We start from the raw sequence: 20927 nt of genomic DNA, 5'->3' as shown, positions 1-20927 counted from the left end.
AGGGGAAAAAGATTGTAATGTGAACATCGTATCACGAAGAAGGGTTTTATGAGAACGGTTGCACCAGGCGGCACCCTGCGCAAGGGGCACCCCCGGGGGAGGTCCAGAGGCTATCAGTGAGCAGGCTCCCTTCGGGGTTGCTGCCTCGCACGAATCGCCTGAAGCTCCTCGGGGGTAAGCGTGGCCTTCTCGGGGATCCGGGGAGGACGAGAGCGAACCCAGGGTTCAACCAGAGTCCGCTGGGAAAAAAGCCCCACCATGACGCCAAAGCGGGTGGAGATCTCCTTTTCCCGAAAATCGTAATCCACGCCGCTGATGACGCTCAGGGGTGTTCCCGGAAGGGCAATCATGCCAAGCGCACCCAGGGACCCTTCGGGGGAGAAGGTTGCTCCCACCTGAAGAAGGCGCTCCACGGGCAGAGCCTCCAGGACGCGCTGTTGTGTATCCAGTTCCTGCAAAAGGCCCCCTTCGGTTTTCAGGAGTGTAGTTTTGTACCGCAAGGCCCGATCCTCGGCCCGGCGATGCAGGACAACCGCCTCCTTGAGTTGCTGTTCCACCCGGGCCAGACGCTGGTAGGCCTGCGCCAGCTCGCGCTCCAGATCCCGAAGGGTCTCGGCGGCGATGCTCTCCCGTTCAGGGAGGGCAGGAACGGGCTCCCGGGAAGGCCTCACCACCGGGGAGGGCACGGCCGGAGGGTCGGGGTCACGAACCTCGGGAAGACGGATCTCCGGGGGCCGCGCTTCGGGTTGGCGTGCTTCGGGTTGGCGGGCTTCGGGTTGGCGGGCTTCGGGTTGGCGTGATTCGGGGGGTTGCCGAACTACAGGGGGGATCGCCTGGGCAAGGTGCTGCTGGGCACCAAGGGGCACCCCGCCCTGCACGACCAGGACCAGGACCAGGGGCAAGAGAATCAGAACAACCTGTCGGACCGCTTGATCTTTCACGGGTCTCCCTCTTCTCCCTGGTATCGGCATCGCCCCCCCTCCCCTTGATACCTCTTCAGTATAGTCTAATTCTATCGCTCAATTTCGAAAACTTGTTACGGGAGCAGGAATAATCCCCCCGCGCCGAACCAGGCCGGAACAGGAATACTCCCCCACGGGCATAATCGGGGCCCGGCCCAGGAGGCCCCCGAACTCGACCCAGTCCCCGGCCACACCGCCGGGAACGGGAATCAGGCGAACCGCCGTTGTTTTGTGGTTCATTACGCCGATCGCCATCTCGTCGGCGATAATTCCCGCCAGGGTATCGGTGGAGGTAGTCCCGGGCAGGGCGATCATGTCCAGACCAACCGAACAAATGGCGGTCATGGCTTCCAGTTTCTCCAGGCTCAAGGCCCCGGATTCGACAGCCGCGGCCATTCCTTCGTCTTCGCTGACCGGCAGAAAGCTTCCCGAGAGGCCTCCCACGTGGGAGCTGGCCATGAGACCGCCTTTCTTTACCGCATTATTGAGGAGCGCCAGGGCCGCCGTCGATCCGGGAGCTCCCACGGACTCAAGCCCCATCTCTTCCAGTATTCGCGCCACGCTGTCTCCCACGGCCGGGGTCGGCGCCAGGGAAAGGTCCACAATCCCGTGGGCCACGCCCAGGCGGTCCGCCGCCATATCCAGCACCAGTTGTCCGATCCGGGTGATCTGGAAGGAAGTTTTCTTGATCACCTCGGCAAGTTGATCCAGGGTCGCTTCGGGATACTGGTGGATTGCAGATTGGACCACCCCGGGACCGCTGACTCCCACGTGGACCACCGTATCGGGGTTGCCCGGCCCGTGGAAGGCTCCTGCCATAAAGGGGTTATCCTCGGGGGCGTTGGCAAAGATGACCAACTTGCTGCAACCGAAACCGCCACGGTCGCGGGTTCGCTCGGCCGCTTCCTTGATCGCTGCAGCGGCGCGGCACACGGCGTCCATGTTGATCCCCGCCCGCGAGGAAGCCACGTTGATGCTGGCACAGACCTTCTCCGTGGTGGCCAGCACCGCCGGAATGGCGCTGATGGTCTGCTCGTCGGCGGGGGTCATGCCGTGGTGCACGAGCGCAGAAAAACCACCCAGGAAGTCCACCCCCACCTCTTTTGCCGCCCTGTCCAGGGTCTCGGCGAAAAAGAGGGGGCTCACCGAACGAGGTCCCGCCGTCCCTCCGGCCTGATAGGATGCGCCCAGGACCATGGCGATGGGGGTGATGGATATCCGCTTGTTGATGATGGGCACGCCCAGTTCGGCCTGAATCTGATCGCCCACACGCACCAGGTGCGCTGCCGAGCGGGTGATCTTGTCATAGATGCGCCCCGCCGCTTTTCTGCCGTCCGAATCGGCACAATCCAGGAGGTTGATCCCCATGGTTATGGTTCGCACATCCAGGTTTTGCTCCGCGAACATGCGCAGGGTCTGGTCAATTTCCAGGGGTGAGAAAAACACGATTAACTCCTTGGGAGGGGATTACACACGATGCATCGCGGTAAAGACGTCTTCATGCTGCAGCGTGACCGATACATCGATCTCGTGACCCAGGGCATCAAGATCCTGGCGCAGCTGGTCGAGGGATATGGTCATTCCCGCAAGATCCACCAGGGTAATCATGGTGAAGAACCCCTGCATGATGGTTTGACTGATATCAAGAATGTTGACCGAACGTTCGGCAAAGGCCACGCTCACAGCGGCGATGATGCCGGGTTTATCCTTCCCGACAACGGTACAGACAGCTCTCATTTCATATGCTCCTTCCCGGGGAGTGTAGTAATTCTTTTCCTTCCTGTCAGCCTGTGAAGCAGGACGTTTCGTCCTGGGAGTGTTATATTTCGCCCTAGGGACCTCTCCCGAAAAGCTCCATCACGGGAACTTCTTTCGGGAGCAACCGGTCCCGGAAGGAGATAGTGTGAAACAACTCGGCACCATTCTGCTCATGATTCTTGTTCTTGCTGTGATGGGTCTCACCATGGCGGGATGCGCCAGCGCACCCGAACCGGAGCCCGAAGCAGCTCCCGAGGCCCCTCCCCTGGAAGAAGAGCCCCCGGCTCCGCCGGAAGAACCGGATACGCCGGAAGAGCCCGCCCCCCCCGAGGAGAGCCCCCTGGTTCAGCAGACCCGGGAAAGCCGGACCCGGACACTGGGCCGAAAGGAAGAAGCCCTGGGCGTCCGCGCCGACGTGGCCCAGCGGGAACAGTTTCAACATGGAGAGGAGCTCACCGAAGCAGCCGAGGCGCACCTGGCCCGGGAATCCTACCAGGAAGCCCTGACAGCCTTCGAGGAAGCCCTGGAAGCCTTCACCCAGGCCTACGAAAAAGCCCGGGAACAACGGGATCAGGCCCGGCGATCGCTCCAGGACCTGGATTCCCGCCTGGAAGACGCCTCGCGACGTCTGGAAACGATGCAGGAAGATCTGGAGGCCGACGATGAATAAACATCTTTTCAGCCTGCTCTTCTTGCTGCTCTGCACCCTGATGCTGGCGGTACCCTCGGCGACAGCGCAAAACCTCCTGGAGGACAATCCCCACGCCCGCCGTGCCCGGGATCTGCGCCTGCAGGCAGAACAGCTCATGGAGGAGGGGCTCTACGAACAGGCCATGGCCCTCGTAGCCGAAGCAGAACAGGAACGGGAACGGGCCATAGTCTGGGCCGAGGAACAGGTCTGGGCCTTCCGGGCCAACAGCATGCGCAACCGGGCCCGGGAACAGCTGATCTATGCCACCAGGATAGACGCAGCCACCCACTACCCGGAAGAACACGCCCTGGCCAGGGCTACCATGGAAGAGGCAGAAGAGCATTTTGCAGAACGCCGTTTTGAGGAGAGCTTTCCCCTCTTTCGCCTGGTACGGGACACCATCTCTCCGTTGCAGCCCGTGCGGGAGGCCCGGGAACCACGCCAGGAGATGATAACCCCGCCCCTGGAGCGGGATACCCTGCCCGCCGCCTACGTGGTGCGCCTGATCCCCGAACGGAGAGATTCCTTCTACCGGATCGCGGGCTACGATTTTGTCTACGGCGACAGCTCCCTCTGGCCGATCCTCTACGAGGCCAACAAACACATTTTGCAGGATCCCGAAAACCCCCGCCTGATCCAGCCAGGCATGAAGTTCCGCATCCCCAACCGCCCCGGCGAGGAGCGCCAGGGGGTATGGCAGCCGCCGGAGAAATAACTCCCGGCACCACCGGCAATCCCGGCAGTCCCGTCACACCCTGTGACCGGGACTGCCCATCACCGGAGCGGGAACATCCTCCGCAGGGCATCCCCTGCAGGTTGTACAAGATTCCCTCCAACGGGTACCATGCCCGCCATGAACAAACGGATTGCCGTGCTGGCAGGAGACGGGATCGGTCCCGAGGTGATGGAGCAAGCCCTTCGGGTGCTTGCAGCGGTGGAGCAACGCTTCGGCGTAACCTTCAAGACAGACGCCGCCGATGTGGGCGGAGCAGCCCTGGACAACCATGGAACGGCCCTTCCCCGGGAAACGGTTGATCTCTGCCGCGAGAGCGACGCCATTCTCTTTGGCTCTGTGGGTGGCCCCAAATGGGAGCATCTGCCGCCGGAAGAGCAGCCCGAGCGGGGTGCCCTGCTCCCCCTGCGAAAGACCTTCGGCCTCTTTGCAAACCTTCGGCCCGCCATCGTCTTTCCCCAGCTGGTGCACGCCTCGCCCCTCAGAGAGGATCTCCTCGAGGGCGGCCTGGACGTGGTGGTGGTGCGGGAACTCACGGGCGGAATCTACTTCGGCACGCCCAAAGGGCGCGAGGGAGACAAGGCCTTCGACACCCTGGTCTACCACCGCTCCGAGATAGAACGCATAGCCCGGGTAGCCTTTGAAGCAGCCCGGAGCAGAAACAAGCGCGTAACCTCCATAGACAAGGCCAACGTTCTTACCTCCATGGTCCTCTGGCGCGAGGTGGTAACCGAGGTGGCCCGGGATTATCCCGATGTGGAACTCACCCACATGTACGTGGACAACGCCGCCATGCAACTGGTGCGGGAGCCCCGCCAGTTTGACGTGATCCTGGCAGGGAACATGTTCGGCGATATCCTCTCCGATGAGGCAGCCATGCTCACAGGCTCCCTGGGAATGCTCCCCAGCGCAAGCCTCGCCGAAGGCTCCTTCGGACTCTACGAACCCTCGGGAGGCAGCGCCCCCGATATCGCGGGCAAAGGCGTGGCAAACCCGATTGCCCAGATTCTCTCGGCTGCCATGATGCTCAAATACAGCTTCGGCCTGGACCAGGCCTGCCAGGCGATCTTTGACGCCGTGGCGGCTGTGCTGGATGAGGGATACCGAACCGGCGATATCGCCCGCCCCGGAGACACCCTGATCGGCACCGACGAGATGGGGCGGCGCATCGCCGAAAAGGTCAGCGCCTGCGCAGGGTGAGCACCGGGAGCAGCGCCACCGCCGGGGTCAGCCCGAGTGGCGCCGGCCAAGCTCGCTGACAACAGTCTCCAGACGGATACCCTCCTGCTCCAGCAGCACCATGGTGTGGTAGAGCAGGTCCGCCGCTTCGCCGATGATCTCCTGACGATCCTCGGCGAGGATCAGCTCTACCGCCTCCTCGCCTGTCTTTTTCCGGATCTTTCCGGGCCCCTTGGAGAAGAGGTGGGTGGTGTAGGATCCCTCGGGCATGGTCCTGCGCCGCTCTGCGATCAGGTCGGCCAGCGGCGAGAGAACCGGCAGAACCAGATCGTCCCCGGGCCGTTCTTCTTCCGGAGTGACACCGGAATGTTCCCGGGACGGAGCATCCCCGGGGCCGCTCGGAGCTCCTTCAGATCCTTCCAGAAGATTTACCTGATACCAGGCCTCCTCCGGCCCTGGCCGAAAGGAACCGCACTGGACCCCTCCGCCCCGGTAGGGAAGAACCCGGCCGTTTTCCGGCATGACAACCCAGAGCTCACCCTGCTCCAGGGTCTTGGCACGGCTCTTCTCGTTGCACCCCAGCACCGCTTCGACAATCCCTCCGGCATCGACTACAATAAGCCGGGTCATGACCTGTCCTCCCGGGCGGCAACAATCCCCAGAGCCTCCTCCAGAGAGAAGGCGCCCTCGTAGAGCGCCCGTCCCACGATAAAGCCCTGGAGCTCCTGTCCCTCCTGGAGGATCGTCTCGGTATCGGCCGTTGCGGCAATTCCTCCCGAGAGAATCACCGGCAGCGACGTGGCACGGGCCACCTCGACGGTACCAGCCACGTCGGGACCGGAGAGCATCCCGTCCCGGGCGATATTGGTGTACTCCACCGCCGCGAGGCCGATCTCGCCGGCGATTCTGGCCAGCTCCGTGGCCAGGACTCCCGAGGATTCCTGCCAGCCCGCCACCTGGACGCGTCCGTCCCGGGCGTCGATGGACGCAAGCATCCGTTCACCCCGGTGGTCTCCCGCCGCCCAGCGGGCCACCAGATCGGGGTTTCGGGCCAGGACGGTGCCCACAATCGCGTAGTCGATCCCCAGATCCAGAATCCGCTCCAGCGCATCCTGATCCCGAACTCCGCCTCCAACCTCCAGCCGGCAGGAGACACCTCGCCGTATCCGGCCTATCGTGTCCAGGTTGCTGCCGCTTCCCCGGGCAGCGTCGAGATCGACCAGATGAATCCGCTTTGCCCCGGCCTCCTCGAAGCTTCGGGCTACGTCCAGGGGATCGCCGTCGTAGACGGTACTCTCCTGATACGCTCCCTGGCGCAAACGGACACACCGGCCCTCGATAAGATCTATCGCGGGAATAATCTCCATGTTCATTATCTGCACTCCTTTATTTCGAACCGCCGCATGGTGGCCCGGCAAATCCCTGGGCGTCTCGCCGGGGGTCCGTCCTCAGACCAGATCCCGGAAGGCCCGTTCGTACTCCCCGAGGCCATGGAAGGCCACGGAGGGGACGGAAAACTCCTCAATCTCAAAAAGATCCCGATACTCCCGGGGGTCTCTGCCCTCCCGGGCTGCCAGAGCCGTGATCGCCGCTCCCAGAGAGGTGGCCTCCTCAATATTCGTCAGAAAGAGGGGAGAATCGGGGAAAAAGGCCGCCAGGAGGGCGTTGTAATCCCGGTTATTCCGAAAGCCCCCTTCGGTAAAGAGCGAAACCCCCGGAGCAAGACCCACCCGCTCCAGGGCGGTTTTGCTTTGCAACGCCAGAGAGAGATTCAGCACCGCGTAGGCCCTGGGCAGATCCTGCAAGATGGGAGGAACCACCCGCCCCTGCCGGATATCCTCCAGAAGGTACTCCCGCCCCTCGTCGATAATCCGGGGTCGGGAATCGGGAAACTGCCCTGTCCCGGGTACAACCCCGGGAATGATAAACTGGTGACACCCCTCGATAACCCGCTGGTAGAGGGCCGTGTTAAAGGGAGGAAGGTCGTGGTCACCGTGGAACTGCTCAAGGATTTCCCGGTAGGTCCCGAACTCGAGCCCTCCCAGGAGAATGGTGGTCTTTACGGGATCGCCGAAGGCGGAAATATTGTAGAACACCGATTTTCCCACCTCGTCGGGACGAAAGGTCACGGGGCCTGTGGTGGGGTGCATCGCCACGCACCAGGTGCCGGTGCTGTTCAGGACAAACCGCTCGGACCCTTTCCTGAGCAGGTAGGGCAAAAGCGAGGCGTTGCTGTCGTGGATGCCCGTGGCAACGGTTGTCTCTGGGGAGAGGCCCCGGCTGCGGGCCACCTGGGGAAGGACCGTCCCTGCCGGACACCAGGGGCTCCGGGGCTCCGGGGGAACAGCCCCTTCGAGCCCCACCCCGGCCAGAACCTGGGCATCCCAGGACCAGGAGGAAAAATTCCACAGGTAGGTGTGGCACCCTGCGTAGGTATAGTCAGAACTGTGCTGACCCGTGAGAAGCCAGGCAAAATACTGAGGCAGAAAGAGCGCATGCCGAACCCGGGCAAACTCCTCGGGCCAGCGGGAACGGCAAAAAAAGGCCAGCTTGGCGGGGTTGATCAGGGGCTTGAGCTCCACCGTGGCGGTGCGCTGCTGCAACTCCTCCCGGGATGCCCCCAGGGCGTCAAAAAACTGCTGATGCAGCTCCTGCGGTGGCTGATGCGTATAGGACACCAGGGGACACACCGGGATCCCCTGGTCATCAAGAAAGACCATCGACGCCCCGTGGGTGGTGATCCCGATGGAAATGATCGAATGGTCCCGAGCAAGCTCTCCCAGGGTATCAAGAAACCACTCCTGGATCGCTTCCAGGGGCTCTACCTCCACCCCCTCCTGCAGGAGCGTATCAAAATGGCGGTACCGGCGATCCACGACGTTCAAAGTGCGGTCGTAGATCAGAACCTTTTTGTTCGTCTTGCCCACATCGAATACTGCTAGTGCGTCCTTGGCCATGGGGCTATTGTAAACGGTCCTTCTCCTTGCCACAATGAGAAACCATGAAACCGATAACACCTCTGGAGGCAGCTCGCCGGGAGCTGCTTCGCCGTGACCAGGCCCTGCGGGGATCGGGCCACCACGGATCGAACGGGGCCGGGTATATCGACCTGACCAACAGCAGCTTCTCCGCCGGGGGCCTCTCCTTTCCCGAACCATGGTACCAGGCGAGCTGGGAGCGGTGGCGAGCCCGCCGGGAATACCGGCCCTCGGGAGCAGGCGATCATGAAACCCGCCAGGGAATCGCCCGCTATCTGGAAGCCGACGGCCTTCCCGCAGGGCCTGACCAGATCCTGCTCACCAGCGGCTCCAGCGTCTCCTATTCCCTGATCTTTCAGCACCTGCGGGAGGAGCATCCCCGCCGCAACGCCCTGGTGGCCCTGCCCGTGCCGGGCTATCCCCTCCTGGAGGAGGTGGTCACCTCGGCAGGCCTCTCGCCCCTGGGATATCACCTGTCGCCCCGGGAGGGCTTCAGTTGCCTGGCCCCGGCTATCGAGACGGTCCTGCGCCACGATCCTCTGGCACTGGTCCTGGTCTCGCCCAATAATCCCACGGGAGCGATCTATCCCCCGGAAGAACTCCGGGAGCTTTTCAGAGTCTGCTCCTTGCGGGGGTGCAGCCTTCTCTGCGATGAGGTTTTCAGCAGCTTCCGGCCCCCCGGAACCGCCCTGCCCCGGCCCGCCACGTTTGCCCGGGAAAGCGAGCTTCCCCTTTTCACCCTGAACGGGCTTTCCAAACTCTGCGCTGCCCCGGAGGTCAAGTTGGGATGGATCGCGATCCACGGGGCCCCTGCCCCGGTTGATCGCGCCCGGGACCGCCTCGATACCCTGCACGACACCTACCTCACCGTCTCGGGCTTTGCCGAGGCGGCGGGGCTGATCTTTCTCTCTCCCGAAGCAGCTTCGGACCGGGAGACACTGGCCCGAACCGTTGGAAGGCGGCGCTCTCTCGCCCGGGAACTCCTGGCAACCCTCCCCCAGACATCCTTCCCGGGGGAGTTCACCCCGGGAGGCGGAATCCACCTGCCCTTTCGCCTGGAAGCAACCTTCTGCGCCCACCGGTTTGGAACCCTGGACGACGAAGCGATCGCAATCCGGCTCCTCCATGAAACGGGGGTGCTGGTTCATCCGGGCTACCTCTACGGCCTGGACCGCTCCGTGACGGGGGAGCTGGACCCCTGGTTTGTCGCGACCTGCCTCAACAGGGAAGAGACACTCTCCCGGGGGTTTCACCGGCTGGCACAGGGTATCCCGGGAACGGTGAGCCCCGACGACTCTTGCCCGGAGATCCCCTTGCCCGGAGAGACTTGACTTTTTGCACCATCATAGTAGTTTATTGTCCAACAGGAGAGTAACAATGCAATTTCAGGAAAATATACGACCCTACGGCGCGTCCGCCGTGGCAGAACGAAGCGTTCTGCGAAACGTCTACATCTGGATGACCCTGGGCCTGGGCATTACCGGTGCCGTAGCACTCTACGTTGCAGGGAACCCCCAGCTGATCAGAACGATCATCATGAACCGGGGCCTCTTCTTTGGTATCATCATTGCCCAGCTGGCTTTGGTCTTCCTGCTGTCTGCCCGCGTCCATGCCATGAGCCCCACAGCGGCAACCCTGGCCTTTGCCGGCTATTCCGTCTTGAACGGGGTGACCCTCTCGACGATCTTCCTGGTCTACACCGCCGCCAGCATCAGCCAGGCCTTTTTTGTGGCCGCCGCAACCTTTGGTGTCCTGAGCTTCTACGCCGTGACTACCAAGCGGGATCTGGGAGGCCTGGGGCAATATCTCTTTGCCGGCCTCATCGGTCTGATCATCGCCTCGGTGGTGAACATGTTTCTGGGAAGCTCCTCTTTCGAGTACGCCATCTCCTTTTTCGGGGTCTTCCTCTTCATGGGGCTCACCGCCTACGACACCCAGATCATCAAGAACTGGAGCCGCCAGCTGGGAAGCTCCGCCGACGAGGCTGATTACATGCGGGTCTCCATCATGGGAGCCCTCAAGTTGTATCTGGACTTTATCAACCTCTTCCTTTTTCTGTTGAGGTTCATGGGAAACCGCCGCTAGGCCGCCCCGGCCTGTGTATCGGAACCCCCTTCATGGAGGACGCGCCGAGGGCGGGTCCTCTTTTTTTTGCTCTGGCGGCCTCCCTGCGCGCCCCACGGCAAAGATCACACACCGCAGGTCTCAGGCCGCCCGTGGCAGGACAGACCAGCCCCGGTCAATCTTGAAAAAATCTTCACCTTGAGAAGACGGTTCCCTGACATGCCTCCACTACAATCGAGATATCATTTTTTGAGGAGGACTGGACATGAAGAGTATTGTGAAAAAGATGGTTGTTCTCGCTGTGGCAGCGTCTGCCCTGACCCTGGCCTTCGCAGCCTGCGAACCTATTGAAGAGGGCGAGATGGATCAGCTTCCTGCCGAACAGCCCCTGAACTGACCCAAAGGGACCGACGGAATCTTGCACAACAGCCCCGCTGCGGCCGAGGTCACCTCTCGCCGGAGCGGGGCTCTTTTTTCGGAAACCCTGAAAACCACCTTCGAGTGAGCGCCCCTTCTTTCTCAGTCAATCTTGATTCGCTTCACCGGACCCTTGTTTTTTATCATATCGAAGATCTTCCTGATGCTCTGGGTCTCGGGGATACGGCACACGATCTGAATCTCGGTCTCGCTGGTATCCACCACCTCCTCGATGGCGATCTTCTTGACCGCCACGGCATCACGAACAGCTTTGGTGATGTCCTTGATCACCAGATTCCTGGAATCAAAGATCACCGTGATAATTCGCATATCCTGGCGAACCAGAAAAAGATCCTCGATCCGTTCCATGACGTGAAGGTTGAAAAAGAGCAGCACCGTCATGATCAGTCCCAGAAGGTAGAAGCCGGCACCAAACACAAGACCCACCACCGAGATGGTCCAGATGGATGCCGCCGTGGTGAGCCCCCGCACGTTGAAACCGAACTTGAGGATTGCTCCACCACCCAGAAAGCCGATTCCGCTGATTACCTGGGCGGCCATGCGCCCCGGATCGCCCCCCATGGCGGCATTGGCAAAACGAAGGGGAATAAGCTGCGAAAGAAGCATCACGCCGCAGGCCCCCAGGGCCAGGATCATGTGGGTTCGCATTCCTGCGGGCTGGTTGCTCCAGGCCCGCTCCAGCCCCACCACCAGGCCGGCCAGAAGGGCAAAGCCCAGGCGCATCGCCATAACCCAGGCCGAGGTAATGGGAAAATTGAGAATTGGATCAAGCATTGGATCGGTTAACATAGCTCCAATTTTAGCCGATCCACCGAACCACGTCTATTGGAGCCCCTGCTGGCACCCTGGTGTCGCGTCGTGGCATTGCGTCCTGGTATCGCGCCCTGGCATTGCCGATGGCCTCCAGCCGTTAACCTCTAGCGGCGGATCATGCGGCGCCCCTCATAAAAAAGCGTAATGGTTCCTGTCGATTCCGACAGGCAAATTGCCAGAACATCGGCCACGGCAGTTATCCCCAGGGCTGCGGCATGGCGCGCACCCAAACCGGACTCCATCTCGCCGGGATCCGGTTTTCCCGAGAGATGCATCCCGGCGGCCCCGATCGTTCCATCGCCAGCCACAAGAAACGCCCCGTCGATCTTGGCCAGTTCCTTCACCGTCTCGGTCAGACTGGGATCGAGAATATTTCGAGCCTCCCGGGGATGCCCCGCAAAGGGATTCAGAATCATCTGCTGGCTGTGCTGCTCCAGTCGGGAATCGTCACCGATAACGATAATCGTTCCCAGGGGTTTGCCCTCCCGACCCTGAAGCGCCAGCTCCGCCGCCAGGTGAAGCGCCCGGATCACCACCTCCAGAAGAACCCCCTGGGGGAGATGTGCCGGAGAGAGGCCCCGGGGCACCTGCAACTCCCGCGCCACATCGACCAGACGAACCGCATCGAGCCCTCCCTGGTGATCGCGGCCCGAAACCAGAATGACCTCGCTCTCGGCGGTGACAACTCCCGTGGCGATCAAGGGGAGCAAGGTGAGCGTGGCAAGCCCCCGACCGTCCTCGGGAAACCGTTCAGTGGGAATGACCCGCACGGGAGAGTCTTCCCGGGGAGGCACAGGCCCCACGAGAATGGTCCGTTCCGCCAGAGGTGACTCTGCCAGAACCCCCAGGAGACGCATAATCCGGGGATTGGTCACGGCCACCACCACGGGGTTGCGGGGAAGCACCCGGGCAAGCTCCGCGGCATACTCCACCGTGGCCGCCGTAACGGTGAGGGTCCGCACCGTCACTGGGGCGGATTCCTCGCCGCTGCCGCACAGAAGAGTCCGCACCTCCCGAGGAGAGCCTGCCGACGTCACGGCATCCACCGCCCCCTCGGCCTGCAGACGCCGTGCCACAGCGGCCATCACCGAGAGGTGATCCCTGGCCGGCCCCACCATAAGCGTCACCAGCCGCACCGGAGGCTCCCGTCCGTCCCAATCGACCCCGGAGGGACACACTCCCAGAGCCAGGGCCGTCTCGCTCAACTCCTCCCACATGGCGTGGGGCATGGCCACCTCATCGGATACACGGCTCGAGAGAGACCCTTCCCGCTCCAGTACAGCCGCCAGGACCTCCCGGGCCGATATTCCCGTTGTTCCGGCCATCTCTCCCACGAGATGCTCCAGCACCTCGTCTCTCGAAACAGGAGACGTGAAGAAAGCAACCACCACCGGAGAGGGAACGCCCGTCACGACGCACCTCCCCGATGCGTCCGAAGGTACACCCGGGCCTCCCAGGGCCTGAGAAGCCCCGTCTCTCCTGGAGCTGAATAGTTGCTCAAGGCCAGAGCCGTCTCCTCCCCGACCAGGTCACCCCCGGCCCCGGAGGGAAGCCGCTCCTCTGATCCCGAGAGGTTTACCCAGATGTATGCCCGCTCCGGCCCCTCCCCGGCCTGGGCAATTTCGCCCCCGAGATCCCGCCAGGGCGTGAGATCGCGACAAAATCCGAAAAGCGGCGATTCCTCATCCACCGGGACCAGGGAGAATCCTCCCCGGCGCAAAACCTCGTGACCCTTTCGGAGAGCCAGAAGGCGCCGAAAAAAGGCCAGCACCGAACCCGGGGCCCCCTCCCCGGCCTGGGCCCGGGCGTTCCAGCGAGGATAATCGGGGTTCAGGGGAAACCAGGGCTCACCCCGGCTGAAACCCGCCTGTTCCTCCGATGACCACTGGAAGGGGGTCCGCCCGTTATCCCGCGCCTCATGACGAATCCGCTCGAAGGCGGCATCCCTCGCCATCCCCCCGGCACAAAGCGCCTCCAGAGCGTTGATACTCTCGATATCCTGAAGCTCCCCGGGGGATGCCAGGGGATAATTTGCCATGGCGATCTCGTCACCCTGGTAAATGACAGGAGTTCCCCGCTGGAGGTAAAAGGCTGTGGCCAGGGCCGTGGCGCTCTCGTAGCGATACTCCCGGGGATCACCAAACCGGGAGACAACCCGGGGTTGATCATGGTTCGAGAGGTACAGGCTGGGCCAGGAGGGCTCCTGCAGCTCACCCTGCCACCGGGCCGTGACCTGACGGAGCGCCGAGATCCGCAGGGGCCGGGGATCCCAACGCCCGCCAGGCCCGTGATCAACGGCAAGGTGATCAAAGAGCAGCACCATGTCCAGAGCAGGACCCTCGGGCCCCCCGCCGGTATAGGCCCGGGCCGCCTCGGGGGATATCCCCGGGGTCTCCCCTACCAGGAGAAGCTCCTCATGATTCTTCCTCTCCCGGGACAGATCCCGACGGAACTCCTGAAGCCAGGGGAGCACCCGGGGACCATCGATAAAATACCCCGCCGGAGACTCCCCGGGAGGAATCGATGGCAGCCCCTGGCGCTTCGAGATAAGGTTGATCACGTCCATACGAAAACCGTCCACCCCGCGATCAAGCCAGAACCGGGCAACTCCGGCAAGAGCCTCCCGCACGGCAGGATTCTCCCAGTTCAAATCAGGCTGCTGGGCCGCAAAGAGGTGCAGGTAATACTGCCCGCGCCGGGGACACCAGGTCCAGGCGGGAAGGCTGAAAAAGCCGCGCCAGTTATTGGGCAGCCCCCCCTCGGGCGGGGCATCGCGCCAGATGTACCAGTCGCCGTGGGGCCCCCGGGGGTCATCCCGGGAAGAGACGAACCAGGGATGGAGATCACTGGTATGATTGAAAACGAGATCCAGCAATACCCTGATCCCCCGCCCCTGGGCAGCTTCAATGAGCTCATCCATATCGGCCAGGGTGCCAAAGAGCGGATCGATATCGCAGTAGTCGCTGATATCATAGCCGTTATCTACCTGGGGAGAGAGAAAAACCGGCCCCATCCAGATCGCATCCACCCCCAGATCCTGCAAATAGGGAAGCTTCTCCGTAATTCCCCGAAGATCCCCCAGACCGTCACCGTTGGTATCGTGAAAACTGCGGGGGTAGATATGGTAAATTGCACCATCTTGCCACCAGGATTGTCCATTCATGGGGCAATTCAATCAGGAAAGAGCCTTCCTGAACAAGCCCGTCGGGGAGCAAAAACCGCCCCCCGGAAGAGGATCGGGTGCCCCGGGGAGGCGGCGATGAACCAAAAAAAAGCCGTCGCCCCGGAAAACTTCCGGAACGACGACCGCAGTCGGTCAGCAGGAACCTGCTGTGGTTTTTCTGTGCAGAACGGTACCGGCGAGGCTACTTCCCGGCAGCCTTCTCAGCCTCCTTATCGTCCTCCCTGATCATCTTGAAGAAGGAGATCGCCACCAGAATCAGCACACCCATGAGCGGAAAGGCCGCCACGATCGAGGTGGTCTGCAGGGGCTGCAGGGCGTTAAAGAGCAAGAGCGAGACCGAGATTGATCCCAGCACCAGAGCCCAGAAGAAAGAGTTCCAGCGAGCAGGCTCGTCTTCTTCCTTAAGCTCTTTGGTACAAACCGACGCCAGGGTGAAGGCGATAGTGGTCTGGCCGGTAACCATGGAGATGAAGGCCAGAAGCACAAAGGCTGCCAGAACAATCGACCCCAGGGGAGCTGCCGCGACACTCTCAACGATAGCCCAGGAAACGCCCACGTTGTCAAAAATCTCGATCACATTCAGGGCGGGACCGGAGAACGACTCGGGACGGGTTGCACTCAGGAAGAGCCCCATGGAGTGATTTCCAAGGATTGCAAAGAAGATCCAGGACCCCAGGGTTCCCCAGAAGACAGACCCCAGCACGGTCTGGCGGATCGTCCGGCCCCGGGAAATCTTGGCGATATACAACCCCATGGCAGGAGCGTAGACAACCCACCAGGCCCAGTAGAAAACCGTCCACCACTGAGGATGCTTGGACTGTCCCACCGCGTCGGTCCAGAAGCTCATGATCATGAAGTTCTGGAAGATCGTTCCCACGGCAGAGGTGGTATGGTTCACGATGAAGAGGAAATGTCCGCCGAAGAAAAGCAGGAATCCCAGCACACCAAAGGCCAGATAGATGTTCAGATCCGACATTCGTCGAATACCCCGCTCCAGACCAAAGAGCAAGGTGAAGCCGATGCTCAGGGTCCAGGTGGTGATCACGATGATCTCCAGCGTCTGGGTATGCTCCAGCCCCGTGAGCTTGCAAATACCCGCCGTGAGCATGGGCGTTCCCAGCCCCATGGATGTGGTGACACCACCGATCAGGCCAAACATGAAGAAAATATCGATCGCTTTACCGATAGGGCCGTCTACACGGTCCCCCAGGATACCCCGGGTTGCCTCGGAAAGGCGCAGAATCGGTTTTTTCTTTACGTGGTAGGCGTAGGCGATGGCAATCGACACCACAGCGTACATGGCCCAGGCGGTGAAACCCCAGTGGAACATACCGTAGGCCGAGGCCAACTCGGCAGCCTGCCAGGAACCCGCTTCTGCTCCCAGAGGGGGAGATTTCCAGAAATAGATCCACTCGATCATGCCCCAGTAGAGCAGGGACGAACCGGTGCTGGCGGTAAAAATCATACCGATCCAGGAAAAGGTGGAAAAATCGGGCTTGTCATGCTCGTCTCCAAGCTTGCGTTTTCCGTATTTTCCGAAAATCAGGTAGAGCGCACTGGCGAAGGCCGCCAGAGTGAACCATACGTAGGTCCAGCCCAGATCATCGGTCATGTAGGTAAAGACAGCGCTGAGTTTCAACAGACTGTCCTCGGGATTGATCACGAAATAGACCGCCAGAAACAGCGTAATCGCTACAGAAGGGATAAAAACAACTTTATCAACCTTCGGTCCTTTAAATGCATCCAACAAAATTAGACTCTCCTTTTATTGTGTGTGATGTATCGAAAAACTTCTTTGAAGACACGCTTCCATTACTACTGCCCGCCATCGCTACCGCCCCCCATCCAGGGAACCAGCCATCTCCCGGGGAAGATCGGAAAAGATTCCGTCCAGACCCAGCGAGGCCAGCTCCCGGGTACGATCACCCTGGTTGACGGTATAGGCAAAAACCTTCAATCCCCGCTGGTGCGCGCCCTGAATCAGCTCCTGACTCACGTATTCTTCGGCCCAGTGAAGACTGAACGGCACAATTCCCTGGTCTTCCAGATACTGCCAGGGCTCCAGGATATTCGCGTAGAAAAGCGCCCCGATTTTTGCTGACGGATCGAGGCGGTGGATCTGTTGCAAAACTCGATGGTCGAAGGAGGAATAGAGCACGCTCTCCTGCCGACCTTCCCGGGCCACCAGTTCCAGCAGGGCCTCCTCGATAATTCCCTGGTGGCAGGGATGATTTTTCACCTCCACGTTCACCAGCACCGAGGGAGGAACACGGCGGAGCACCTCCTGCAACAAGGGAATCCGCTCGCCGGAAAAGTCGTCGTGAAACCAGCTTCCGCAATCGGCCTCCTGCACCTCCTCCAGGGAAAGATCCTTGATATATCCCCTGCGGTCCGTTGTCCGGTCCAGGGTGAGGTCATGGCACACCACCAGCTTCTGGTCCCTGGTCATCTGCACGTCCAGTTCAATCGCGCAGGCACCCTGGTCCAGGGCAGTCTGAAAGGCGGCAAGGCTGTTCTCGGGAGCATTTCGGGATGCTCCCCGATGGGCAAAGATGGTCACGGCACACCACTCCTCATACACCGGTGTTTCACCACGCGGTAAATTCGAAAACTTTAATTCACAAGCTGGATTCACAGGACAGATCCATGGATTGAATCTCAGATGAAAGATCAAACGGTAACTACCGATTTAACACCCGATTTCACGGGCTGTCAAACACTTTTTTCACAGATGTTTCAGTAATAATTTCTTCGGCCTCTAAATATTTGTGTTGAAGAATAAAGAAAACCAGCAAAGCCGGAGAAACCCCCGTCTGATTCCACGAAAAAAAGCCGTGATAAATTGAATATTGGCATTTTTTATCAAAATACATGAGATATTATGGCATCAGAAATTCTGCCCCTGTCTCTTTATCATACAAAAACCGGAGAAAAAACTACCATTCGTTAGTGTCATAATGAGTTTGTACTACCGACCGTTAGTATATATTATGCGCCGGGCCTTGCAGAAGCGGACCCGATGGCCCATACTGGGCGTGTCCGATGGAGAAAGACCGGTCCAAAACACAACATGCCATTCTGTCTGCGGCGATTCGTCTCTTTGCCCGCCACGGCTACGGCAGGACCTCCCTCTCGGCGATCGCCCAGGCCGTGGGAATACAGAAACCCTCTATTTATAACCACTACAGGGGAAAAGGCGATATCCTTCAGGATATTTTCGATTTCTTCCTGAGCACCTCCCAGCTCCCCTCGGAACCGGAGGAGATGCTCTCCCGGAGGGCAGCTCACTGCCTTCACGCAGCTCCCCCCTCGACCACACCAGCCACGGCCCTGCTCACGGAGCTGATCGAGTGGTACCTCCACGATACCGACGATCCCCTCCTCTCCGACGCCTGGATCATGCTGCTCTCGGAGCAGTTTCTGAACCACCAGGCGGCACAGATTGTTTTGCAGATCACCGAGCAGTTCGTGGAGTTCTTCCGAACCACCTTTCTCTGGATGCACAGCCAGGGGATGCTCCCCGATATATCCAACCCGGAGCAGCTGGGAGAGACCTTCGGCTACGCTATCCACGGGTTTCACATAGAGTATATCCTCCGGCGCCACCACGAGATGCCCAGCGGCGAGATCCGCGCCCGCATGCGCAGCCTGGCTGTCCAGTTTGGAGCCGGAGTGGACCTGGTTCCCGATCCCGCAGTATCCTAGAGCCTATGGTTCTGAAACCCCTGGAAGAAGAGCCCCGGGAGTACCGCTACCTGGGAATCAGCGCCCTGGAAGGCCTCTGGGGCTTCCCCGCAGCAACTCTCGCCACCCTGGAGACCGAGGCAACACTGCCGGAGCTGGCCCGCATCTTTCCGGAGATTACCTTTCCGGGCCTGCCCTTCTGGGATGTCCTGGTGCGGCACGAGGGCCGGGAGCTGCTTATCCGCAGCGCCGATTCCGACGGGAGCCACCACGCTCCCCGGCACCCCCTGTTCCACTTCGCCTGGGAGCCGGGAACACGGCGCTTCTCGGATCCCGCCGGGCTGTACCCGCTTCTGAAGGAGGCCCGAAGGCGCTCCCTCCCGGAACCTCTCCCCCTGGATGATCTGGAAGATCCCCTGGAAGCGGCCCTGCTCTGCGCACGCTTTCCCTTTGCTCCGGCCCGATCGCCCGAACCCTGGCAGGAAGACCCGTCGCTTCCTGCGGCCTTCCACCGCCTGATCATCTCGCAGATCATCACGGGGCCACGGGCCTGGGCGGGGCTTGAGATTCTGCGGCGCTCGGGCTACCTGGCGGCGGTGTTGCCCGAGCTGGATCAGATGAACCGCACGGAGCACAGCAAGGAGGGCCATCCCGAGGGCAACGTCTGGCGACACACGGTGGAGACCTTTCGGTATCAAAAGAATCCCGATCTTTTGGTGAGTCTGGCGCTGCTGTTTCATGATTCGGGAAAGCCCCTGGCCAGGCCCCGCGAGGGGCGGCGTTTTGACGGTCACGCCGAACTGGGCGCCCGCGTAGCAGCGAGCGCCCTGAAACGGCTGGGCTTTTCTTCAGGCCTGATCGATCAGGCCACCTGGCTCATTCGCTATCACATGATCCCGGGAGCGCTGGAATCGCTCCCCGACCATCGCCGGGATCCGCTCATGGCCTCGCCGCTCTTCCCGCAGTTGCTCGAACTCTACCGCTGCGACCTGAGCTCATCCTTCCGGGGCCCCGAAGGCTATTACCAGGCCTGCACCCGCTACCGCCGGTTTCTGAAGAAGAACAGGCACCGGAAAACCAGCGCGGTCCCCGGGGGGGGCCGACCCTAGCCGAAGCGCTTCAGAAGCTCCCGAGCCAGGGCCTCGCGGGTATTCTCCACGATAACCGAACGCTTGGGTTGCTCCAGGAGCCGGGCAAGCCGCTCCGGCAGGGGTGGCTCCACACCCAGGGCCTCACGGCTCACCTCGACAAACTTGGCGGGATGGGCTGTTGCCAGGGGGACTACCAGGGTATCCTCGCCCGGATCGTCCTGGAGATACTCCCGGGCCGCCAGGACTCCCGTGGCGGTGTGGGGACAAATGAGTTCTCCCCGCTTCTCATAGACATCCTTCATCACGGCCTGGATTTCCCGGTCCGAGACGGAGCGGGCCGAAATCAGCCCCTTCATGGCCTGGGCAGACCCAAAGAGCTGCTCCATTCGCTCGAAGTTGCTGGGATTCCCCACATCCATGGCGTTGGCCAGGGTCTGCACCGAGGGACGGGGCGTAAAGACCCCCGTCTGAAGGAACTGGGGAACCACGTCGTTGGCGTTGGTGGCTGCGATAAAGGACGACACGGGCATGCCCCAACGCCAGGCAAGAAGCCCCGCCGTGAGGTTCCCGAAGTTTCCGCTGGGCACACAGAAGACCAGCTCCCGCCCGGCGTAGTCCTTGAGCTGGGAAAAGGCCCAGATATAATAAAAGCTCTGGGGAATCAGCCGTCCCACGTTGATGCTGTTGGCCGAGGTGAGGCAGATTCGCCCCGTCAGATCGGGGTCGGCAAAGGCCTCCTTGACCATGCGCTGGCAGTCATCGAAGGAACCCTTCACCTCCAGGGCGGTGATGTTTTCGCTGGGTGCGGTAAGCTGCTTCTCCTGGAGGGGGCTCACCCGCCCCGAGGGGTAGAGGATCACCACGTCGATGTTCTGGCGGCCCTGAAAAGCCTGGGCCACGGCGCTACCCGTATCGCCGCTGGTGGCGGTGAGGATCACCGTTCGCTCGGCGGGAATCGCCTGGCCGCCCCGCTGAAGCTCCCATTCCATGACTGCCGCCAGAAAACCCGCGCCAAAATCCTTGAAGGCGCAGGAGGGGCCGTGAAAGAGCTCCAGGAGCCTCATTCCCGGCTCAAGCCGGTTCAGACGAGGCTCAAAGGGAAAGGCCCGCCGGGCGAGTTCCCGGGCCGTCTCGGCGGTATGGTCGTCTCCGAAAAGGCCCTGGATCATCGCTCCGGCGCAATCAAGAAAGGAGGCGTCCTCGCCCAGGCTTCGTATGAGCGCCCGCAGATCGGGCTCCTCCACGGGGTGGTAGAGGCCACCATCGGGGGCGATCCCCTGAAAGAGCGCCTCGGCAAAGGATACGGCCGGTCCTCGGGGGTTTCGTGTGCTGACAAACTTCATAGAGTCTCC

The 20927-nt window shown here is 61.3% G+C and carries 20 protein-coding genes; 8 read left to right on the top strand and 12 right to left on the bottom strand.

Translation table 11 applies throughout. From position 1 onward, the window contains the following. Nucleotides 1-113 precede the first annotated feature (113 nt). The 3 genes from BW950_RS06895 to BW950_RS06885 all read right to left on the bottom strand — a co-directional run bounded on the left by BW950_RS06895 (nucleotide 114) and on the right by BW950_RS06885 (nucleotide 2699). The gene (locus BW950_RS06895) at nucleotides 114-941 is read right to left on the bottom strand and encodes a hypothetical protein (protein ID WP_076488556.1); all 828 of its coding nucleotides are present in this window, start codon (nucleotides 939-941) and stop codon (nucleotides 114-116) included. Nucleotides 942-1019: 78 nt separating this feature from the next. Next, the gene (locus BW950_RS06890) at nucleotides 1020-2408 is read right to left on the bottom strand and encodes a PFL family protein (protein ID WP_076488555.1); all 1389 of its coding nucleotides are present in this window, start codon (nucleotides 2406-2408) and stop codon (nucleotides 1020-1022) included. 21 nt (nucleotides 2409-2429) lie between these two features. Continuing rightward, nucleotides 2430-2699: an ACT domain-containing protein gene (locus BW950_RS06885; protein WP_076488554.1), complete on the bottom strand. Its 270-nt coding sequence runs from the start codon at nucleotides 2697-2699 to the stop codon at nucleotides 2430-2432. Between the two features lie 166 nt (nucleotides 2700-2865). On the opposite strand from BW950_RS06885, the gene BW950_RS06880 reads away from it, so the two are divergent. From BW950_RS06880 to leuB, 3 genes are all read left to right on the top strand, one after another. Continuing rightward, nucleotides 2866-3390, top strand: a complete 525-nt coding sequence (locus BW950_RS06880; protein WP_076488553.1) for a hypothetical protein — start codon at nucleotides 2866-2868, stop codon at nucleotides 3388-3390. Then, entirely contained in the window at nucleotides 3383-4126 is a 744-nt protein-coding gene (locus tag BW950_RS06875) for a LysM peptidoglycan-binding domain-containing protein (protein ID WP_076488552.1), read from the top strand. Before BW950_RS06880 ends, BW950_RS06875 begins: the two co-directional genes overlap by 8 nt. 138 nt (nucleotides 4127-4264) lie before the next feature. Beyond that, nucleotides 4265-5344 carry a 3-isopropylmalate dehydrogenase gene (gene leuB, locus BW950_RS06870; RefSeq protein WP_076488578.1) on the top strand — a complete coding sequence of 360 codons (1080 nt, stop codon included), beginning with the start codon at nucleotides 4265-4267 and terminating at the stop codon, nucleotides 5342-5344. Between the two features lie 27 nt (nucleotides 5345-5371). Here the strand turns inward: leuB and hisE are convergent, their stop codons facing one another. The 3 genes from hisE to BW950_RS06855 all read right to left on the bottom strand — a co-directional run bounded on the left by hisE (nucleotide 5372) and on the right by BW950_RS06855 (nucleotide 8280). Further along, a complete protein-coding gene (hisE, locus tag BW950_RS06865) occupies nucleotides 5372-5953 on the bottom strand; it encodes a phosphoribosyl-ATP diphosphatase (protein WP_076488551.1) in 582 nt (193 codons plus the stop codon). After that, on the bottom strand, nucleotides 5950-6696 hold the full coding sequence (locus BW950_RS06860; protein ID WP_083943808.1) for a 1-(5-phosphoribosyl)-5-[(5-phosphoribosylamino)methylideneamino] imidazole-4-carboxamide isomerase: 747 nt from the start codon (nucleotides 6694-6696) through the stop codon (nucleotides 5950-5952). The genes hisE and BW950_RS06860 overlap by 4 nt, the downstream gene beginning before the upstream one ends. Nucleotides 6697-6771: 75 nt before the next feature. Continuing rightward, the gene (locus tag BW950_RS06855) at nucleotides 6772-8280 is read right to left on the bottom strand and encodes an FGGY-family carbohydrate kinase (protein ID WP_076488550.1); all 1509 of its coding nucleotides are present in this window, start codon (nucleotides 8278-8280) and stop codon (nucleotides 6772-6774) included. Between the two features lie 44 nt (nucleotides 8281-8324). Here BW950_RS06855 and BW950_RS06850 point away from each other — a divergent pair, with 44 nt between their 5' ends. The 3 genes from BW950_RS06850 (at nucleotide 8325) to BW950_RS15460 (ending at nucleotide 10762) form a co-directional block, all read left to right on the top strand. Further along, a complete protein-coding gene (locus tag BW950_RS06850; protein ID WP_076488549.1) occupies nucleotides 8325-9632 on the top strand; it encodes a pyridoxal phosphate-dependent aminotransferase in 1308 nt (435 codons plus the stop codon). Between the two features lie 46 nt (nucleotides 9633-9678). Next, complete coding sequence (locus BW950_RS06845; protein ID WP_076488548.1) at nucleotides 9679-10386, top strand: Bax inhibitor-1/YccA family protein; 708 nt, start codon at nucleotides 9679-9681, stop codon at nucleotides 10384-10386. Nucleotides 10387-10630: 244 nt separating this feature from the next. After that, complete coding sequence (locus tag BW950_RS15460) at nucleotides 10631-10762, top strand: hypothetical protein (RefSeq protein WP_268760066.1); 132 nt, start codon at nucleotides 10631-10633, stop codon at nucleotides 10760-10762. 122 nt (nucleotides 10763-10884) lie between these two features. On the opposite strand, the gene BW950_RS06840 is transcribed toward BW950_RS15460, so the two are convergent. The 5 genes from BW950_RS06840 to BW950_RS06820 all read right to left on the bottom strand — a co-directional run bounded on the left by BW950_RS06840 (nucleotide 10885) and on the right by BW950_RS06820 (nucleotide 17360). Next, the gene (locus BW950_RS06840) at nucleotides 10885-11592 is read right to left on the bottom strand and encodes an MgtC/SapB family protein (protein ID WP_083943807.1); all 708 of its coding nucleotides are present in this window, start codon (nucleotides 11590-11592) and stop codon (nucleotides 10885-10887) included. Nucleotides 11593-11720: 128 nt separating this feature from the next. After that, nucleotides 11721-13028: a diadenylate cyclase gene (locus BW950_RS06835; protein ID WP_076488546.1), complete on the bottom strand. Its 1308-nt coding sequence runs from the start codon at nucleotides 13026-13028 to the stop codon at nucleotides 11721-11723. Further along, nucleotides 13025-14779: an alpha-glucosidase gene (locus BW950_RS15455; protein WP_076488545.1), complete on the bottom strand. Its 1755-nt coding sequence runs from the start codon at nucleotides 14777-14779 to the stop codon at nucleotides 13025-13027. The genes BW950_RS06835 and BW950_RS15455 overlap by 4 nt, the downstream gene beginning before the upstream one ends. A gap of 202 nt (nucleotides 14780-14981) precedes the next feature. Further along, nucleotides 14982-16547 carry a BCCT family transporter gene (locus tag BW950_RS06825; RefSeq protein ID WP_076488576.1) on the bottom strand — a complete coding sequence of 522 codons (1566 nt, stop codon included), beginning with the start codon at nucleotides 16545-16547 and terminating at the stop codon, nucleotides 14982-14984. A gap of 84 nt (nucleotides 16548-16631) precedes the next feature. Then, nucleotides 16632-17360: a glycerophosphodiester phosphodiesterase gene (locus BW950_RS06820; RefSeq protein ID WP_076488544.1), complete on the bottom strand. Its 729-nt coding sequence runs from the start codon at nucleotides 17358-17360 to the stop codon at nucleotides 16632-16634. 482 nt (nucleotides 17361-17842) lie between these two features. Here BW950_RS06820 and BW950_RS06815 point away from each other — a divergent pair, with 482 nt between their 5' ends. After that, a complete protein-coding gene (locus BW950_RS06815) occupies nucleotides 17843-18505 on the top strand; it encodes a TetR/AcrR family transcriptional regulator (protein ID WP_076488543.1) in 663 nt (220 codons plus the stop codon). A 5-nt stretch (nucleotides 18506-18510) separates the two neighbouring features. Next, nucleotides 18511-19593 (top strand): HD domain-containing protein, encoded by a 1083-nt coding sequence (locus BW950_RS06810; protein ID WP_076488542.1) that lies wholly within the window; start codon nucleotides 18511-18513, stop codon nucleotides 19591-19593. Here BW950_RS06810 and thrC read toward each other — a convergent pair. Continuing rightward, nucleotides 19590-20918 (bottom strand): threonine synthase, encoded by a 1329-nt coding sequence (gene thrC, locus BW950_RS06805; RefSeq protein WP_076488541.1) that lies wholly within the window; start codon nucleotides 20916-20918, stop codon nucleotides 19590-19592. The two genes, BW950_RS06810 and thrC, sit on opposite strands and share 4 nt — an antisense overlap. Nucleotides 20919-20927 lie beyond the last annotated feature (9 nt).

Source organism: Alkalispirochaeta americana (assembly GCF_900156105.1).
In the GTDB taxonomy this organism is placed as follows: domain Bacteria; phylum Spirochaetota; class Spirochaetia; order DSM-27196; family Alkalispirochaetaceae; genus Alkalispirochaeta; species Alkalispirochaeta americana.
Note: the sequence above shows the minus strand (reverse complement) of the source record. Positions and strands in the feature narration are given on the sequence as shown.

Bases quoted from the DNA above. Each gene is read 5' to 3' on its own strand.
- BW950_RS06885 (WP_076488554.1), bottom strand. From the start codon at position 2,699: ATGAGAGCTGTCTGTACCGTTGTCGGGAAGGATAAACCCGGCATCATC.
- BW950_RS06875 (WP_076488552.1), top strand. From the start codon at position 3,383: ATGAATAAACATCTTTTCAGCCTGCTCTTCTTGCTGCTCTGCACCCTG.
- leuB (WP_076488578.1), top strand. From the start codon at position 4,265: ATGAACAAACGGATTGCCGTGCTGGCAGGAGACGGGATCGGTCCCGAG.
- hisE (WP_076488551.1), bottom strand. From the start codon at position 5,953: ATGACCCGGCTTATTGTAGTCGATGCCGGAGGGATTGTCGAAGCGGTG.
- BW950_RS06860 (WP_083943808.1), bottom strand. From the start codon at position 6,696: ATGAACATGGAGATTATTCCCGCGATAGATCTTATCGAGGGCCGGTGT.
- BW950_RS06855 (WP_076488550.1), bottom strand. From the start codon at position 8,280: ATGGCCAAGGACGCACTAGCAGTATTCGATGTGGGCAAGACGAACAAA.
- BW950_RS06850 (WP_076488549.1), top strand. From the start codon at position 8,325: ATGAAACCGATAACACCTCTGGAGGCAGCTCGCCGGGAGCTGCTTCGC.
- BW950_RS06845 (WP_076488548.1), top strand. From the start codon at position 9,679: ATGCAATTTCAGGAAAATATACGACCCTACGGCGCGTCCGCCGTGGCA.
- BW950_RS15460 (WP_268760066.1), top strand. From the start codon at position 10,631: ATGAAGAGTATTGTGAAAAAGATGGTTGTTCTCGCTGTGGCAGCGTCT.
- BW950_RS06840 (WP_083943807.1), bottom strand. From the start codon at position 11,592: ATGTTAACCGATCCAATGCTTGATCCAATTCTCAATTTTCCCATTACC.
- BW950_RS15455 (WP_076488545.1), bottom strand. From the start codon at position 14,779: ATGAATGGACAATCCTGGTGGCAAGATGGTGCAATTTACCATATCTAC.
- BW950_RS06815 (WP_076488543.1), top strand. From the start codon at position 17,843: ATGGAGAAAGACCGGTCCAAAACACAACATGCCATTCTGTCTGCGGCG.
- BW950_RS06810 (WP_076488542.1), top strand. From the start codon at position 18,511: ATGGTTCTGAAACCCCTGGAAGAAGAGCCCCGGGAGTACCGCTACCTG.
- thrC (WP_076488541.1), bottom strand. From the start codon at position 20,918: ATGAAGTTTGTCAGCACACGAAACCCCCGAGGACCGGCCGTATCCTTT.